Here is a 15,942-nt window from a genome sequence, read left to right as displayed (position 1 = left end):
ACCTGGTTGAGAGACTATGATCCGCACGCGCATAACGGAACTACTTGAGATCGAGCGCCCGATTGTCCAGGGCGGCATGCAGAACGTGGGCGTTGCGGAACTTGCTTCCGCCGTGTCCAACGCCGGTGGGCTCGGCATCCTGACGGCGCTGACCCAGCCTTCGCCCGAGGCGCTACGAGCCGAAATCGAGCGCTGCCGGTCGATGACAGACAAGCCGTTTGGCGTAAACCTCACCGTTTTCCCGACTATCAACTCGCCCGATTACCGCGCCTATGCTGAGGCGATTGTCGACAGCGGCATGAAGATCGTCGAGACTGCTGGCACATCGGCTGTTGCGGAAATCTGGGAGATCTTCAAGGCAGCGGGTATCCGGATCATCCACAAGTGCACGTCGGTGCGCCACGCTCTTTCGGCGGAGCGCAAGGGCGTCGACGCCATTTCGATCGATGGTTTTGAATGCGCGGGTCATCCGGGTGAGGACGACATTGGTGGCCTCGTGCTCATTCCGGCGGCTGCCAACAAGGTGAAGATCCCGATCATCGCCTCGGGTGGCATCGCCGATGGCCGTGGGCTCGTGGCGGCCCTTGCACTCGGCGCTCATGGCATCAACATGGGAACGCGTTTCTGCGCGACTGTCGAAGCGCCGATCCATGAGAATGTGAAGCGGGCCTACCTTGCTAACGACGAGCGCGGCACGCACCTCATCTTCCGGCAGTTCAGGAACACCGCTCGCGTCGGCAAGAGTGCTGTCTCCGACGAGGTCGCCATCCGCCTGAAGAGCCCGGACGTGCAATTCGGCGATGTGGCGGACCTTGTGAAGGGCGCCAAGGGACGCGAGTTGCTGAGGTCCGGCGATCTCAGCCAGGGCATCTTCTGGGCTAGCCAGGCACAGGGCCTGATCGATGATATCCCGACCGTGAGAGAACTTCTCGACCGCATCGAGAGCGAGGCGGTCGAGCTCATGCGTAACACCCTGCCTGGGCTAGTGGTCTAGGTTTTCAGGGTTGTCGTTTCCACGCCGCCCTTGAACCAGGCCTCGAACTTGCGGTGCTTGTAGCGCCACTTGCCGTCGTCATCGCGCACGCAATGGTCAGAGGCGAGTGCGATCAGGATCGGCGGCGCAGAAGGCAGCACCGGTTCGCCGTCATGGGCGTAGAGCAACAGGTACCAGGTGGTCTTTGCTTCGGTCGCGGAGATCACCTCTGCGCGGAAATTGGAGAACGTGTGCGCGGCGATGCGCGGGCCACGGCCGATGCGGTAGGCATAGAACTCACGGATCTTCTCGCGGCCGCGATAGGTCGCGCCGCTCGCCTCGAACACCCCATCCTCCGTGTAGAAATCGGCGGCGGTACGCCCCCAGTTCGTGTCCACGTCGTGCCAGAAGTCGGCCAGCTGAAGCTCCAGCTCGCGGGCAATGTTCAGGCGGTCGTCTTGATCTGTCTTGGTCAACAATTGCCACTCCTGGAATGGTTGGATGTGAGATCGTCTGTCACGTTCTTTCCTTGCGTCTTAGGGCAGCCCGCGCTGATGCGCCTGCGCCACGGAGAGGAATTTCTCACGGCGAAAAGCCCTTTGCGGTGTCTGAAGGAAGCGAGAATTCGGTTGCCGCGATATGGCGAACGCCGCCATTCGCCTGCACCGGATCGTCCGCGCGGTTCATGTAGTAGACGGCCAGAAGCCGGTTGGGCTCGAGCTCGAGAACGCGCGGATAGCCGAGGTCCCAGCTGCCGCCATCGTCGCGCAGGATGAACTCGTCGTCCCACGTGCGGCCTCCGTCGCTGCTCACGCGACCGCGGATACCATAGGGCTTCAGGCGATAGCCGTAGACGCAGACGATCCTGCCGTCGGCAAGCTCAAGAAGGTCCCCGGGCGCGCCCCAGTCATTGACGCGGGAGAGAAAATGAAAGGTGCGTCCGTGATCCTGGCTCTCAAAGATTTCCGTCCACAATGCCCCGGTCGGGTCGCGCTGGGAGCGCACACTGACCAGGATGCGGCCGTCGCGCAGACAGATGGGGCGCGGGTAGAAGTAGCGGTGCGCCCAGAAGCGCGGCGTGCCCGTGTGCGGCGCGTCCATCTCATCATCGAAGACAGGCGGCGTGATCCACGAGAGAAAATTCCAGTCCGCTCCGTCCCGGCTCCCGTAGAGCAGGGCCCGGCGACGCCAACCGTCGCTTGACGCCGCACTGAGTGCGGCAAGCCACATGCCGTCCTGCCGTCTGACGAAGGAGCCATGGCCGGAGAGCGAGGCAAAGTGGTTCATCGGGAGCTTGAAAGGCCTGCGCCAGGAGCGCCCGCCATCGGTCGAAATGCGCATCCACGGTTTGGCGTCTGCCACCAGCAGGGCAGGGGAGGAACCCATGGCGACGATCGTGTCGGCGCTATCCATGTCGAAGGGCTCTTCCGGATCGAGGGGAGCTTCTGCAGCGATAGCAGGCTCCGGCGTCTCGAAGATCGGGACCAGGTTTTCGCTATCCCACGTCGCGCCATTGTCACCCGAGCGGATCGCGCACATCTGCCGGCGTGACATGGTGATCTTGTCGTGGTTGACGTCGCCGCCGGAGACATAGGTGCAGTCCGCCTTCATGAAGGCGAGCACCAGATCGCCATTCACAACGCGCCACAGGCCGCCAAGGAAAGGATGGCTGCTGAAGGCTTCTTCGTTGCGGTAGACGACGCGGTGCACCGCATCCTTCACCTGGTCCTGCTTTCCCGTCATGGGCACCTCGCCATTCAAACTTCACCCGGTTCTAGGGTTGTGGCGGGCGGCTGCGTAGCTGGATCAGATGCAATTTCGCGACCCGAAATGGCGCGGGAAAATGGTCACGGCGGCACCCCTTCTGGTGCAATCACAGGAGCATGCGACGCATGGGGCGGACAGAGGCTTTCATGGAATTCGACTACATCATCGTCGGTGCCGGCACGGCTGGATCGGTGCTTGCCGCCCGTCTCACGGAAGATCCGAACACGAGCGTTCTGGTGCTGGAGGCAGGTAAGGCTGACCGCAGCATCCTCATTCATGTGCCGCTCGGTTTCGGTCGCATAAACCAGAAGCGCTATTTCGACTGGGGCTACAACTCCGAGCCTGAGCCAAATCTCGGTGGCCGTGTGGTCGCGCTGCCGCGCGGCAAGGTGCTGGGGGGCACATCCTCCATAAACGGCATGGTCTTCGTGCGCGGGCACCGCGAGGATTTCGACCGTTGGGCCCGTAATGGCGCGACCGGTTGGAGCTATGAGGACGTGCTTCCCTATTTCCGCAAGCTCGAAAACTGGGCAGGTGAGCGCGCGGAATGCCGGGGGGCGGATGGGCCACTAGACGTGCGCGAGAACGCCTATCAGGATCCGCTCAACGCTGCCTTCGCCGAGGCGCTGCCTGCCTACGGCCTGCCGCGCAATCCGGACTACAATCGCGGGGATATGAGAGGCTTCGCGCCGCTCCAGCAGACGTTGCGCGGCGGACGCCGTGCAAGTGCGGCTGTCGCCTATCTGAAACCCTCGCTCAAGCGTCCGAACCTGAAGCTCGAATCCGGCGCGCTGGTTGAAAGGCTGACGATCGAGGAAGGCCGGGCGACGGGACTGATCTACCGCAGGGGCGGAAATCTGCACACCGTCCGCGCGCGCCGCGAGGTGATCCTTGCCGGCGGAGCTTACAATTCTCCGCAGCTCCTGATGCTTAACGGCATCGGCCCGGCGGTTGAACTTGCGGCACACGGGATCGCGCCGCTGCTTGATCTGCCCGCTGTTGGCCGCAACCTGCAGGACCATCCGGTGGTGCTGCTCGAATATGACCGGCTGGACGAGGGCCCCTTCATGCGCGCCTCCCGCTGGGATCGGGCGATCCTCAATGGCCTTGCCGCCTATCTCGCGGGAAAGGGCTCGGCGACCAACGTGCCTTCAAGCGGGCTCGGCTTCGTGCATCTCGATCCGGAAAGCCCCGTGCCGGAAGTGCAGTATCTCTTCCGGCCGATCTCGCGGCTGGCGCGCCCGTGGTTCCCGCTGATTGCGGCCCAGGGCCCCAACCGCTTCGGCTGCAGCATCATTCTCCTGCATCCGCAAAGCCGTGGGTCGGTGACGCTCAAGTCGCCCGATCCGGCGGCTTCCGTGCGGATCGTGCCAAACTTTCTAGGCAGTGAGAACGACCGCCGCCTGCTGCGTGGCGCCATCCGTCTCGGCCGCAGGATCCTGGCGGACAAGGCCTTCGAAAAATCACGCGGTGCGGAGATCCTGCCGGGTGACAGCGCCGTTACAGACGAGGCGCTTGACCGCTACCTGGAGCAATATGTCAGCACCGCGCATCATCCCGTCGGCACGTGCAGGATGGGCAGTGACGCAGATTCGGTGGTCGATGCCAGCTTGCGTGTGCGCGGTGTCGATCGGCTACGCGTCGTTGATGCGTCCGTCATGCCGGACCTTACCAGCGGCAACACGAATGCGCCGACGCTGATGATCGCGGAAAAGGCTGCGGACATGATCCGGTCCGGGAAATAACTTTTGCAGCCGCTTGAAATGAAAAGCTTTTAGGGCGGCGCTGACCGCCCTTTTCTACAGTCCCATGATAACTGACTTGTGCTCGGTGAAGAGCTCGATCCCCTCACGCCCACTTTCGCGTCCCCAGCCGGATTGCTTGTAGCCGCCGAACGGCATCACGTTGAAATGCGAACCGCCGTTCACCCGGACAAAGCCTGCCTTGAGCCTGCTCGCGGTGGTGTGGGCGAAGCGAAGGTTCGTCGTCCACACATAGGCGCCAAGCCCGTAGGTGCTGTTGTTGGCGTCGGCGATAACGGCGTCGAGCTCGTCTTCCTGAAAACTGCGCGCGCAGAGTACCGGTCCGAAGATCTCCTCGCGCCAGACAGCCATGTCGGGCGAAGTCCCCGTCAGCACGGTCGGTTCAACGAAATAGCCTTCGCTGTCGATCTGCCGACCGCCTGTCTGCACACGGGCACCGGCGGATGAGGCGCCGTCGATATAGCCCATGACGCGCTGCAGCTGCCTTTGCGAGATGATGGGGCCGAGGTCCGTTCTCGCGTCGAGGCCAGAGCCAACCACCAGCTTCTCCGCAATCGCGCAGACACCGGCCAGCACCTGGTCATAGACGCGGTGGTCGACATAGAGCCGGGTTCCGGCCCCGCAGTTCTGGCCTGTATTGCCGAAGACAAACTGGGCGATGCCTGTGATCGCCTGCTTCAGGTCCGCATCGGCAAAGACGATGACCGGCGACTTACCGCCGAGCTCCAGCGAAACGCGCTTGAGGTTGCCGGTCGAGGCCTGCACGATCGCCTTGCCGACAACGGTCGACCCGGTGAAGGAGAGCTTGTCGACATCCGGGTGATTGGCAAGAGCGGCGCCTGCCTCCGCACCATAACCGGTGACGATGTTGACGACACCGGCAGGAACGCCCGCTTCCAGCAGCAGTTCGCCAAGCCGAAGGGCGGTGAGCGGCGTCTGTTCCGCAGGCTTCAGCACCATCGTGCAGCCTGCGGCGAGTGCCGGCGCCACCTTGTTCACCGCCATCGAGATCGGGAAGTTCCACGGCACGATGAGGCCGGCCACGCCCACCGGCTCGCGCACGGAATAACCGTGCCAGCCCGCCGGCAGAACCGCGTCGAAGCTCTTGCCTTCAAGCTTGGTGATCCAGCCCGCGCAATAGCGGAATTTCTCTGCACAGCGCAGGACGTCGTCCTTGGCGGCCTTCAACGGCTTGCCGTTGTCGAGCGTCTCGATCACGGCAAGCTCGTCGGCATTGGTTTCAAGAAGGACGGCCACCCGGTCCATGATTGCAGCCCGCTTCGTGGGCGCAATGCTCATCCAGCGGTTCTCGTCGAAAGCGGTGCGGGCAGCAGCGACCGCGCGGTCGATGTCCTCGGAACTTCCTTCCGCCACTTCCGCGATCGTCCGGCCGGTGGCGGGGTCATGCGTGGGGAAGGTCTTCCCCGACGTTGCCCCGACCCACTCGCCTCCGATCAGGAGGCGGTGCCGGCGCGTGAGGAATTCATCCGCGATCTTCCTGGCGCTTTGCAGTTGGTTATCCACGAAGTCTGCTCCAACTCTTGATCCGCGCGACGGATCAGTCCGAATAGTCGCTGAAAGCGGCTGCCGCCGCAGAGCGCATGAAGCCGTGGTCGCTGGAAACCAGCATGGCGGTCGCGCCCAGCTCCTTCGAGAAGGCTAGGTCTGCCTTGCTGGTCGGCAGCATGAGGAGCGGCACGTTGGCCTCCCGCGCAGCGTCGGCGATCCGGCGGCTGATCTTCTCGACCTGTTCTTTCGCATTCGGATCATCGCCGAAGGATGCGGTGAGGTCCCCTCGGCCAATGAAGAGCGCATCGATGCCTTCGACACGTGCGATGTTGCCTGCGAGCTCCACCGCGTCCTGATCCTCGATCATCGCGATGCAGGTGACCTGTTCATCCTGGCGGGCCATATGTTGAGATGCGCCCAGCGCACCCCAGCCCGAGGCACGGCTGAAGCCAGCAAAACCCCGGCTGCCGTTGCGATAGCGGCAGGCACGCGCAATCGCTTCGGCTTTTTCGACCGAGGTCACATGCGGAACCATGACGCCCATCGCGCCACTGTCGAGCGCAGAAAGAATGGTCGCATCCGTGAACTCGTTCACGCGGACGATTGGTGCGATGTTCACCGCACGGGCGGCAAGAATCATCAGGTCGGTGATGCCACGGTCGAGGGCTGCATGCTCCTGGTCGATGACGACGAAGTCATAGCCGATGGTGCCGAGTATCTCGATCACCTGCGTCGTCGGGAATTTCAGGAACGTGCCGAGCATCCGCTCACGGGCGTTGAGACGCTCCTTGAACGATGCAAAGCTCGGGCGGACTTCGTTGGTCATGGGCTGCCTCGCTGGGCCTGAACTGCGGGAAAAAACAAAGGTTCAACCCTGTTTATCGGAACAGGCGTGAGGCCGCTAAGTGCTTCGGCGCGCTATTTCTCAGAACGAAACGGGGCAAGGGCGGGGCTATTTCTTAGCGCGAAACGGTCGGCCAAAGCGTTTGCGGCAGCGGGGGCTGTGCGCCCAGATAGGCTCATTCAAGAGGGGCACAGGAGCCATCATTGCCGAATCCGACCATCATCACCTGCGCGGTGACAGGCAACATCACGACGCCCGAGCAGACGCCGTATCTGCCGATCACGCCGGAGGAGATAACCAACGCCTGCCTTGAAGCGGTGCGTGCCGGAGCGGCGATCGTGCATATCCACGTCCGTCATTCGGATGGCCGTCCGAGCATGGAGCTCAAGCACTATCGTGAGGTGGTTGAGCGCCTGCGTGCCGCCGACGAAGATGTCATCATCAACCTCACCACCGGTCCCGGCCAGCGCTTCATACCCAGCGAGGATGAGCCGAGCGTGGCCGCCCCCGGCACGACGCTCATGCGACCGGAACTTCGGGTCGAGCATATCCGCGAGTTGCGACCGGAGATCTGCAGCCTCGACTTCAACACCATGTATTCGGGCTCGTCGGTCGTCATTAACACGCCGCGCAACCTTGCCATCATGGCCGAGATCATCCGCGATTCCGGCGTGCTGCCGGAGCTGGAGGTTTTTGACTCAGGCGACATCCAGCTCGCCAACCATTTCATCCAGGACGGGCGGATCGACATGCCGGCCCTGTTCCAGATCGTGCTTGGCGTGCGCTATGGCGCGATCGCGACGCCCGAGACCCTGCTCTACATGAAATCGCTGCTGCCGGCCGAGGCCAACTGGGCGGCCTTCGGCGTCGGGCGCTTCAACTTTCCCATGCTGGCGCAGGCATGGCTGCTCGGCGGCCACGTTCGCGTCGGACTTGAGGACAACATCTACCTGGAGAAGGGCGTGCTCGCCCAGAGCAACGCCGTCCTGGTCGAAAAGGCCGTACGCATTGTCCGCGAACTCGGCGGCAAGATCGCCACGGCCGGCGAGGCCAGGGAAATCTTGGGTCTGAAGAAGCAGCCGCCTCGGGCGGGCTGAAAGTATCAATCAGGAGGAATAGCTCACATGTATGACAAGAGCGACCCGCGCTCCAGCCTTCAGGGACAGCCGAAGGAAGCGCCGACCTGGGTTCACAAGTCATTTTTCCCTGCCCAGCTCGGGCTCTTCTACAAGGACGAGCCGCAGATCTCGGATGCTTCCGGCAAGACCTGGATCACCCGCGGGGCGAATTTCGTCGTCGTCTATACGGAAGGCGAGAGCGGCGGCACCTTCGCCCGTGACGCCCAGATCGATGAATATGCCATCATCATTCCGGATGCGGAGACGTCGCTGGAGATCACCACAGAAGAGGGCAGCACGGTCGTGCCCGGCTATTCGGTGGCCTTCGTGCCGCCCGGTAAGAGCTCGATCCGCATGCTGACGCCCGGCCGCATGATCCGCTTCTTCACGCCGAAGTCCGAGGATCTCGCAAGCAAGGCTTCCAACGCTGCCGAATATAGCGGGCCGCACCCAAATGTGCCGCCCTTTGAGCCATGGCCGGAGCCGGAAGGCGGACTGAAGCTCAAGTGGTACACGCTCGACGTGCCGCAGGAGCCGGGCCGCTTCGGGCGCATCTATCGCTGCACGACCTTCATGATCAACTATCTCGACGAACGTGTGGGACCGCGCGAGCGCGACAAGCTCTCGCCGCACCACCATGACGACTTCGAGCAATGTTCGCTGGCCTTGAGCGGCACCTTCACGCACCACCTGCGCTGGCCGTGGACGACGAACATGGACATGTGGCGTGAGGACGAGCACATCTTCTGCGAGTCCCCGTCCGTCTGCATCATCCCGCCGCCGGCGATCCATACGACAAGGGCGGAAGGCGAGGGCGTCAATCAGCTGGTCGACATTTTCTCGCCGCCGCGTCTGGACTTTTCCCAGAAACAGGGATGGATTCTCAACGCAGACGACTATCCCATGCCATCAAAGTAAGGATTCTTTCATGGACATGACCACGCTCGGCAGAACCGGCCTCAACGTCAGCGTCGCGGTGCTCGGCGCAGGGGGTAACAGCCGGCTCGGCATGAAGAATGGCGCCAGCCAGTCTCAGGCCGCCGAGCTGGTGCGCATGGCGATCGATCATGGCATCAACATGATCGATACGGCCTCCGTCTACGGCACTGAAGGTGCCGTGGGCGAAGGCGTCGAAGGCCGGCGCGACCAGGTGGTGATTTCCACCAAGGCGCGCTGCACCAGGGAGGGGGCTCCCTTTGACAGTCTCGAATTCGCGAGCGCGGAAGAATTGCGCAGGAGCGTCGAGCAGAGCCTGAAAAACCTCAGGACTGACTATGTCGACATCCTTCACATGCACGGGGTGCGGCCGAACCAGTATGACCATTGCCTGAATGAGCTGGTGCCTGAGCTGCAGCGGCTACAGCAGCAGGGCAAGATCCGCTATCTCGGCATCACCGAAGGTTTTGGCGTCGACCTCGAACACGAGACGATGAAGCGCGCCATCGCCGATGGCGTGTGGGACGTGCTGATGCTGGGCTTCAACTTCGTCAATCAGTCGAACGCCCGTGAGGTGCTGCCGGCCGCGCAGGAAAAGAACCTAGGCGTGATGGCGATGTATGCCGTGCGCGGCGCGCTTGCGCGAAAGGAAACACTGAACAACCTGGTGCAAGAACTCATTGAAAAGGGCGAGATCCCGGCTGAGGCTGCCGCCGAAGTGGGGGACCTGTCCTCACTGCTCATCCGTGGCGGCGTTGCGGGAAGCCTGACGGAAGCCGCCTATCGCTTCTGCCGCCATACGCCCGGCATCAGCGTGGTGATGACGGGCACCGGCAAGTTCCAGCATCTGGAACAGAACATCGCCGCCATCAAGGGCAGCCCGCTCCCGCCCGACGTGATCGAGAAACTGCAGACGATGTTCGGGAACGTGATTACGGCGACGGGTGATCTGTAGAGCCTTTCGCTATCCGTACGCTCTGGAACCCTCGTGCTTCGACAAGCTCTGCATGAGGGGCTTGGCGCGGAACCTCATCTCCCCGCCACTGCCTTTCCGACCTTGGATGTCCGCTTCAACACTGCCTCTTCATTGATATCCGTTCCCCAGCCGGGGCGGTTGGGTACGATCATGCAGCCGTTCTCGAACTCGGGCGCGTGGGTATAGAATTCGTGGCGCCAGGCGGCGCTGTCGATGTCCGTTTCCATTACCCGCAGGTTGGGCACGACGGCAGCGAGATTAGCGCTGATGAAATCCGAAAGATAACCGTAGTAGTTGTGTGGCGCGACGTTGAGCTCATAGACGTCAGCGAAGTTAGCGATGCGGACGGACTCCGAGAACCCGTTCCAGATCGGGTCGATGATGGCGACGTCTACGGCCTTCCTGTCGAGAAAGGGCTTGTACTCGCGCCGTCCGTAGAGGTGCTCCAGCGAAGCGATCGGAACCCGTGTCGACTCGCGGATGAAGGCAAGTGCTTCGGGATCGTGGTTGTCGATCTCCAGCCAGAAGAGCCCGATCGGCTCCAGCGCATAGGCGAGCTGGCGGAATCCTTCCGGCTTGAAGAAGAGGTTGCAGTCGAGCGCCACGCCCACGTCGGGCCCCGCGCCGTCCTTCAGCGCCTGCATGACCTGAACGATGCTGCGCACGTGGCGCGGCTCGAGGTTAAGGGCGGGGAAGCCGCTGCTTTCGCCGGTCGTCGGCCGGTAGTTGGTAAACCCGCCGTCCGTTGGCAGCAGCGCCGTGGTCTTGACCGCGACGAAGCCTCGGGCAGCGGCTTCTTCGGCGAGCCTCGAAAGATCATCGAGCGTCTTCGGTGCTTCCTCGCCCACGAACTGCGGATAGCGCACCCGGTAGCTCGCAAAATGCGACCAGTAGCAGGGGATGCGGTCGCGAATGGCGCCGCCAAAGAGCGCATGGACCGGCAGATCCATCGACTTCGCCTTGATGTCGAGCAGGGCATTGTTGATCGCTCCGATCGCCTGCTGGTTGATGCCGCCCGGCGCCTGCAGCGTCTTGCTCTGGAGCCTGATCAGGATAATCTCGACCTGCGTCGGGTCAGAGCCGACGAGCGCTTCCATATGGGCGGCGACAAGCGCATTGAGCCCGATGTTGCCGGCACCCTCATAGTACTCGGTCCAGCCGACCAGGCCCTCGTCAGTCTCCACCTTGAGGAACGAGACCGTCCGCCAGCCAAAATCCGCGTGCAGCTGTTTGAAACCGGTGATCTTCACGGCAATATTCCTCGCGCTGTAAGCCCCTCAGCCACACTGGTAGCACCGCCGGCAGGGCGCCTTCTTGTGTGACGCGGGTGCGTTTCAGCATCCGAAATGAGCATGCTCGACGGTGAATTGCCGCCCCCAATGTTTTCGCCCAGTGAAACAGATGAGACGCGGCATTGCCCCCAAAGCTCTCCAGCGCGCATCCTCGGGGCGCGTCAAGACTTTGCAAAGGTTGATGCTGTGGACGGTGGAGGACCGTCCGGACGGGTGTCTTGGGAAGAGAGACTGTCGCGACCTGGCGGGTTTGCACAAGCACCGCACGGAGGCCGCGCGGGAGGATCGTCATGGATATGAATTCGTATGGAACGGACACTGTTGCCGACGAAGATGCGTACGCGGGCGAAACCAACCAGACCAGCCATCGCTATTCGCCCGGTCAGGATGAAGGAGGGAGCTGTAGAGCCAATTCGCGCCGCGGCATGACAGACTCCATCAAGGCTTCCTATCCGCCGGTGGAATCGGTGCGCCGGGCGCTGGAAATCCTGCGAACCCTGAACCGCCTGCGCATCGGCACTGTCGGCGACCTCCATGCAGTCACCGGACTGCCGAAACCGACGATCGTGCGCATGCTCGATACGCTGATCGCCGATGGCTACGTGGCGCGCGACAACATGTGCGGCGGCTATCGGGTCACCCATCGCGTGAAGGATCTTCACGCGGGCTATGAAGGCATTGCCGAGGTGATCGAGGCCTCGCGTCCCTTCGCCATCGAACTGACCAACAGCATCAAGTGGCCGGTGGGCATCGGCATGCTCGACGGCGATGCCATCGCCGTGCATTTCTGGACGGGCACGATCAGCCCCTGGGTGCACGCCAACACGTTGCTGCACAACCGGCCGAACCTGATCACCTCCGCCATGGGGCGGGCCTACATGGCGTTTTGCCCCGAGGAAGAGCGCGAGCTTCTGTTCCAGCGCATCCGCGAGAAGAACAGTGCCTTTGGTTCCGACCAGGAAGCGCAGCACCGTGCACTGCTCGCCAATGTTCGCAAGAAGGGCTACGCGTTGCGCTCGCCGCGTACGGAGCCGAAGCGCAACATTACCGTGGCCGTGCCTATCCGCCATGGCGACATGGTGCTCGCCTCGATGACTGTAAGCTTTTTCATCACCGCCGTCGCGCCGGCCGATGTCGACGAGCGCGTGATCCAACCGCTCAAGGAAACCGTGGCGAAGATCGAGTCCGTCATCCGCTTCATGCGCGACGGTGGATCGGGAATGCTTCCGACGAGCCGCGATGTCTCACGCATGGCGCTCGCCGTCTGAGACAAGGCTGCTGAACATGGGTGGCGGGCTTGCGCTTGCCCCATTCCTTGTGGTGAGCTTGCCACGGGGAGGTGGGGGCCTGCGCATGCGGAGCCGCGTGCTTCGATAAGCTCAGGGCCGCCAGGAGATGCGACATCAATTTCAAGGGGGAGAGACCTGGATGACATCAGTCGACCGTTGCTACAACATTGAAGACCTTCGGCTGGAGGCAAAGCGCCGGCTCCCCAAATGGATCTTCGAATTTGTCGACCGGGGAGCGGAGGATGAGGTGGGGCTTGCCCACAACATCGAGGCCTTCCGCCGCATCAAGCTTCGGCAAAAGGCACTGGTGGATGTCTCGGGCCGCGATCTCGGCGCGGATCTCCTGGGAAGCCGGGCGACGCTGCCAATGGCCATTGCGCCGACCGGTGCGGCCGGTCTCTGCTGGTACGAAGGCGAGCTGGAGCTGGCGAAGGCTGCAGCAAAGTTCGGCATTCCGTTCACACTGGCCATCAGCTCCACCACGGGGCTGGAAAAGATCGCTGATGAAGCGGGCGGGCGACTCTGGTTCCAGATCTACGTCTGGGAAGATCGCCAGCTCACCTATGATCTCGTCGAACGTGCCGCTCAGGCTGGCTCCGAGGCGCTGGTGGTCACGGTGGACGTGAACCTTGGCGTCAACCGCGAGTTCAACCTGCGCAACGGCTACGGCAACCCCTTCAAGCCGAGCTATCCGACCGTGCGTGACATCCTGCTGAAGCCGGGCTGGTTCATGAACGTTCTCATGCGCTACTACACAAGCTCCGGCATGCCGCGGCAGGCCAACATGCCGCCGATCGCGCGAAATGTGCATGGCGCAGTGCTGCGCGGCACGGACAGCAAGATCACCTGGGATGATATCGCGAAACTGCGCGACCGCTGGAAGGGCAAGCTCATCGTCAAGGGCCTCATGCGGCCGGACGATGCACGCCGCGCCGCCTCCGTCGGCGCGGACGCGGTGGTGATCTCGAACCACGGCGCGCGCAATGTCGACATGGCTCCGGCTCCGATCGACGTTCTGCCCTCCGTCGTCAGCGAAGTCGGCGGCAAGGTCGCCGTCGTCCTCGATAGCGGCATCCGCCGTGGCAGTGACATAATCAAGGCTTACGCGCTGGGCGCGGATGCCGTGCTGGTCGGCCGTGCCGCGCTGTTTGGCTGTGCCGCCGGCGGACAGGCTGGTGCGGAACGGGCGCTCAACCTCCTGAAGCGCGAATATGAGCTTACGCTCGCGCATCTGGGCTGCCGCAACCACCAGGAACTTTCACCTGATGTGCTGGCAAACGACCTGCCGTTCATGGGCCAGTCGATCGACACGCTGCCCCGCCGCCGCAACTCGCCCGTGCAGGAAGTGCTCACTGCCTGAAGCAGAACTTCAACTAAAATATAAACCCCGGCCATCCTGCGATGACCGGGTTTTTTTGTATCCAATGAACTGGTTAGCCTCTTTGGCTAATCCTCGGAATCCGCGAAAGCGACTTCTCGCGTCTTGCGCACGGAAGGCATCGCCACCAACAGGATCACCAGTGCGGCGACCGCCAGAATACCCGCGCTGATCGGGTGCGTGATGAAGGTGTCGAGGTTGCCGCTGGAGAAGGAGAGGGCGCGGCGGAAGTGCGTCTCCAGCAATCCGCTCAGCACGAAGCCGATCAGGAAGGGCGCGACCTCGCAGTCGAACCGGCGGAAGAGGTAGCCTGCCAAGCCGAAGAACAGCAGCGTATAGAGGTCGAAGCCGCTGTTGTTGACGGTGTAGACGCCAAGTGTGGAGAACACCACAATGGCGGGCAGCATGATGCTGTAGGGGATCTTCAGGAGGCTCACCCAGAGGCCCACAAGCGGCAGGTTGAGGATCACCAGCATGGCATTGCCGATCCACATGGAGGCGATGAGGCCCCAGAAGAGCTCCGGCTGCTGGTAGACGACATTGGGTCCGGGCGTGATCCCCTGGATCATCAGCGCGCCGGCCATCAGCGCCATCAGCGCGTTTGGCGGGATGCCGAGCGTCAGCATCGGGATGAACGAGGTCTGTGCTCCCGCATTGTTGGCCGATTCCGGTGCTGCCACACCCTCGATCGCGCCATGGCCGAATTGCTCCGGATGGCGCGACAGTTTTTTCTCCAGCGCATAGGAGGAGAAGGCGGAGAGGATCGAGCCGCCGCCCGGCAGCACGCCCATGACGGCACCCAGCACGGAGCCGCGCATGATCGGTCCTGCCGATTTCTTCAGGTCCTCGCGGCTGGGCATGAGGCTGGTGATCTTGGCGGTGGTGATCGCGCCGGTGCTTGCGTTCTGCTCGAGGTTTCGCAGGATCTCCGAAAGTCCGAAGATGCCCAACGCCACGGCGACGGTCTCGACGCCATCCGAAAGCTCGATCATGCCGAAGGTGAAGCGGAACATGCCCGTTTCAGGATCGGTGCCGACCAGGCCGAAGAGCATGCCGGTGAGGATCATCGCCATGCCGCGCACCATCGAGCCATGCGCGAGCGTGGTGGAAATGACGATGCCGAGCAGGATCAGCGAGAAATATTCGGCCGATCCGAAGCTTAGTGCGATGTCGGAGAGCGGCATTGCGGCGAGCGCGATGACGAAGGTGGCAAAGGTTCCGGCGATGAATGAGCCGATCGCTGCGATGGCCAGGGCGGTGCCGGCCTTGCCCTTGCGGGCGAGCTGGTAGCCGTCAATGGCCGTCACCGAGGACGACACCTCGCCCGGCAGGTTCATCAGGATCGCCGTGGTCGAGCCGCCATATTGCGAACCGTAGTAGATGCCCGCCAGCATGATGAGCGAGGCCGTCGGCGACAGGTAATAGGTGATGGGGAGCAGCATGGCGATCGTGGCTGTCGGCCCGAGGCCAGGCAGGACACCGATGAAGGTCCCGAGCAGCACGCCGGCAAAGCAGTAGAACAGGTTTTCCGGTGTAAGCGCGGTGCTGAAACCGAGGATCAGATTGTGCAGGATATCCATAAATCGGTGCTCCTCAGGTAAGCCGCAGCCACGGGCCGATGACCGGATAGGGCAGGCCGAGCGCATAGATGAAGACGCCGATGCAGAAGGCGGTCAGCGCTACCGTGACAATGACCGCCGTCTTCCAGTTGGAATCGCTGGGCGCGATGGCGGCAAGGAATGTCGAGGCAAGAAGCGCCGGCAGGACACCGAGCCGCTCGATGAAGAGGGCGAAAACCAGCACCGAAAGGACGATCAGCGTGAGGCCCCGCCAGGAGATTGGGGTCAGTCCCTCGGGTGCGGTCCGCATCGCCTTGATGATGAGGCCAACGCCAAAGCCGGTGACGATGAGGCTGATGCCCAGCGGGAACGACCCGGGGCCGATGGCTCCATCGGTGGTGAGTGGCAGGTGCCGCCAGGTGTTCCAGGTGAAGGCGAGGCCGATCACCAGGAACATCACGCCCGACCCCATGTCCTTGATATTGGTATTCATCACTCTCCTCATCTTGGCAGAAGGGGAGAGCGGCAGCGTTCCAGT

The 15,942-nt window shown here is 62.7% G+C and carries 14 protein-coding genes; 7 read left to right on the top strand and 7 right to left on the bottom strand.

Translation table 11 applies throughout. The annotated features are described in order from the left end of the window. Nucleotides 1-16: 16 nt before the first annotated feature. Nucleotides 17-994: an NAD(P)H-dependent flavin oxidoreductase gene (locus IEX27_RS09810; RefSeq protein WP_188720870.1), complete on the top strand. Its 978-nt coding sequence runs from the start codon at nucleotides 17-19 to the stop codon at nucleotides 992-994. On the opposite strand, the gene IEX27_RS09805 is transcribed toward IEX27_RS09810, so the two are convergent. Both IEX27_RS09805 and IEX27_RS09800 read right to left on the bottom strand, forming a co-directional pair. Continuing rightward, nucleotides 991-1,449, bottom strand: coding sequence for a nuclear transport factor 2 family protein (locus IEX27_RS09805; protein ID WP_188720869.1), 459 nt, complete (start codon nucleotides 1,447-1,449; stop codon nucleotides 991-993). The two genes, IEX27_RS09810 and IEX27_RS09805, sit on opposite strands and share 4 nt — an antisense overlap. Nucleotides 1,450-1,555: 106 nt before the next feature. After that, nucleotides 1,556-2,716 (bottom strand): sialidase family protein, encoded by a 1,161-nt coding sequence (locus tag IEX27_RS09800; RefSeq protein WP_188720868.1) that lies wholly within the window; start codon nucleotides 2,714-2,716, stop codon nucleotides 1,556-1,558. Between the two features lie 149 nt (nucleotides 2,717-2,865). Here IEX27_RS09800 and IEX27_RS09795 point away from each other — a divergent pair, with 149 nt between their 5' ends. Beyond that, on the top strand, nucleotides 2,866-4,485 hold the full coding sequence (locus IEX27_RS09795) for a GMC family oxidoreductase (RefSeq protein ID WP_244630316.1): 1,620 nt from the start codon (nucleotides 2,866-2,868) through the stop codon (nucleotides 4,483-4,485). Nucleotides 4,486-4,539: 54 nt separating this feature from the next. Here the strand turns inward: IEX27_RS09795 and IEX27_RS09790 are convergent, their stop codons facing one another. Together IEX27_RS09790 and IEX27_RS09785 are read right to left on the bottom strand one after the other, a co-directional pair. After that, nucleotides 4,540-6,027, bottom strand: coding sequence for an aldehyde dehydrogenase family protein (locus IEX27_RS09790; protein ID WP_188720867.1), 1,488 nt, complete (start codon nucleotides 6,025-6,027; stop codon nucleotides 4,540-4,542). A 34-nt stretch (nucleotides 6,028-6,061) separates the two neighbouring features. Continuing rightward, the gene (locus IEX27_RS09785; protein WP_188720866.1) at nucleotides 6,062-6,838 is read right to left on the bottom strand and encodes an HpcH/HpaI aldolase family protein; all 777 of its coding nucleotides are present in this window, start codon (nucleotides 6,836-6,838) and stop codon (nucleotides 6,062-6,064) included. 221 nt (nucleotides 6,839-7,059) lie between these two features. On the opposite strand from IEX27_RS09785, the gene IEX27_RS09780 reads away from it, so the two are divergent. Genes IEX27_RS09780 through IEX27_RS09770 form a run of 3 tightly spaced genes read left to right on the top strand, consistent with a single transcriptional unit; the run spans nucleotide 7,060 to nucleotide 9,865 of the window. Then, complete coding sequence (locus IEX27_RS09780) at nucleotides 7,060-7,953, top strand: beta-keto acid cleavage family enzyme (protein WP_188720865.1); 894 nt, start codon at nucleotides 7,060-7,062, stop codon at nucleotides 7,951-7,953. 27 nt (nucleotides 7,954-7,980) lie between these two features. Further along, the gene (locus tag IEX27_RS09775; RefSeq protein ID WP_188720864.1) at nucleotides 7,981-8,892 is read left to right on the top strand and encodes a cupin domain-containing protein; all 912 of its coding nucleotides are present in this window, start codon (nucleotides 7,981-7,983) and stop codon (nucleotides 8,890-8,892) included. Between the two features lie 10 nt (nucleotides 8,893-8,902). Beyond that, on the top strand, nucleotides 8,903-9,865 hold the full coding sequence (locus IEX27_RS09770; protein ID WP_188720863.1) for an aldo/keto reductase: 963 nt from the start codon (nucleotides 8,903-8,905) through the stop codon (nucleotides 9,863-9,865). A 74-nt stretch (nucleotides 9,866-9,939) separates the two neighbouring features. On the opposite strand, the gene IEX27_RS09765 is transcribed toward IEX27_RS09770, so the two are convergent. Beyond that, nucleotides 9,940-11,136, bottom strand: coding sequence for a mandelate racemase/muconate lactonizing enzyme family protein (locus tag IEX27_RS09765; protein ID WP_188720862.1), 1,197 nt, complete (start codon nucleotides 11,134-11,136; stop codon nucleotides 9,940-9,942). Nucleotides 11,137-11,468: 332 nt separating this feature from the next. On the opposite strand from IEX27_RS09765, the gene IEX27_RS09760 reads away from it, so the two are divergent. Continuing rightward, nucleotides 11,469-12,446, top strand: a complete 978-nt coding sequence (locus IEX27_RS09760) for a helix-turn-helix domain-containing protein (RefSeq protein ID WP_188720861.1) — start codon at nucleotides 11,469-11,471, stop codon at nucleotides 12,444-12,446. A gap of 160 nt (nucleotides 12,447-12,606) precedes the next feature. Beyond that, nucleotides 12,607-13,827: an alpha-hydroxy acid oxidase gene (locus IEX27_RS09755; protein ID WP_188720860.1), complete on the top strand. Its 1,221-nt coding sequence runs from the start codon at nucleotides 12,607-12,609 to the stop codon at nucleotides 13,825-13,827. Nucleotides 13,828-13,913: 86 nt separating this feature from the next. On the opposite strand, the gene IEX27_RS09750 is transcribed toward IEX27_RS09755, so the two are convergent. Next, nucleotides 13,914-15,425, bottom strand: coding sequence for a tripartite tricarboxylate transporter permease (locus tag IEX27_RS09750; RefSeq protein ID WP_188720859.1), 1,512 nt, complete (start codon nucleotides 15,423-15,425; stop codon nucleotides 13,914-13,916). Between the two features lie 13 nt (nucleotides 15,426-15,438). Further along, entirely contained in the window at nucleotides 15,439-15,897 is a 459-nt protein-coding gene (locus IEX27_RS09745) for a tripartite tricarboxylate transporter TctB family protein (RefSeq protein WP_188720858.1), read from the bottom strand. Nucleotides 15,898-15,942 lie beyond the last annotated feature (45 nt).

The organism is Nitratireductor aestuarii (genome assembly GCF_014641695.1).
Lineage (GTDB): Bacteria > Pseudomonadota > Alphaproteobacteria > Rhizobiales > Rhizobiaceae > Chelativorans > Chelativorans aestuarii.
Note: the sequence above shows the minus strand (reverse complement) of the source record. Positions and strands in the feature narration are given on the sequence as shown.

What these genes read in the sequence shown, in the direction of transcription:
- IEX27_RS09785 (WP_188720866.1), bottom strand. Translation starts at nt 6,838, where the DNA reads ATGACCAACGAAGTCCGCCCGAGCTTTGCATCGTTCAAGGAGCGTCTC.
- IEX27_RS09800 (WP_188720868.1), bottom strand. Translation starts at nt 2,716, where the DNA reads ATGACGGGAAAGCAGGACCAGGTGAAGGATGCGGTGCACCGCGTCGTC.
- IEX27_RS09745 (WP_188720858.1), bottom strand. Translation starts at nt 15,897, where the DNA reads ATGAATACCAATATCAAGGACATGGGGTCGGGCGTGATGTTCCTGGTG.
- IEX27_RS09795 (WP_244630316.1), top strand. Translation starts at nt 2,866, where the DNA reads ATGGGGCGGACAGAGGCTTTCATGGAATTCGACTACATCATCGTCGGT.
- IEX27_RS09755 (WP_188720860.1), top strand. Translation starts at nt 12,607, where the DNA reads ATGACATCAGTCGACCGTTGCTACAACATTGAAGACCTTCGGCTGGAG.
- IEX27_RS09750 (WP_188720859.1), bottom strand. Translation starts at nt 15,425, where the DNA reads ATGGATATCCTGCACAATCTGATCCTCGGTTTCAGCACCGCGCTTACA.
- IEX27_RS09770 (WP_188720863.1), top strand. Translation starts at nt 8,903, where the DNA reads ATGGACATGACCACGCTCGGCAGAACCGGCCTCAACGTCAGCGTCGCG.
- IEX27_RS09760 (WP_188720861.1), top strand. Translation starts at nt 11,469, where the DNA reads ATGGATATGAATTCGTATGGAACGGACACTGTTGCCGACGAAGATGCG.
- IEX27_RS09810 (WP_188720870.1), top strand. Translation starts at nt 17, where the DNA reads ATGATCCGCACGCGCATAACGGAACTACTTGAGATCGAGCGCCCGATT.
- IEX27_RS09775 (WP_188720864.1), top strand. Translation starts at nt 7,981, where the DNA reads ATGTATGACAAGAGCGACCCGCGCTCCAGCCTTCAGGGACAGCCGAAG.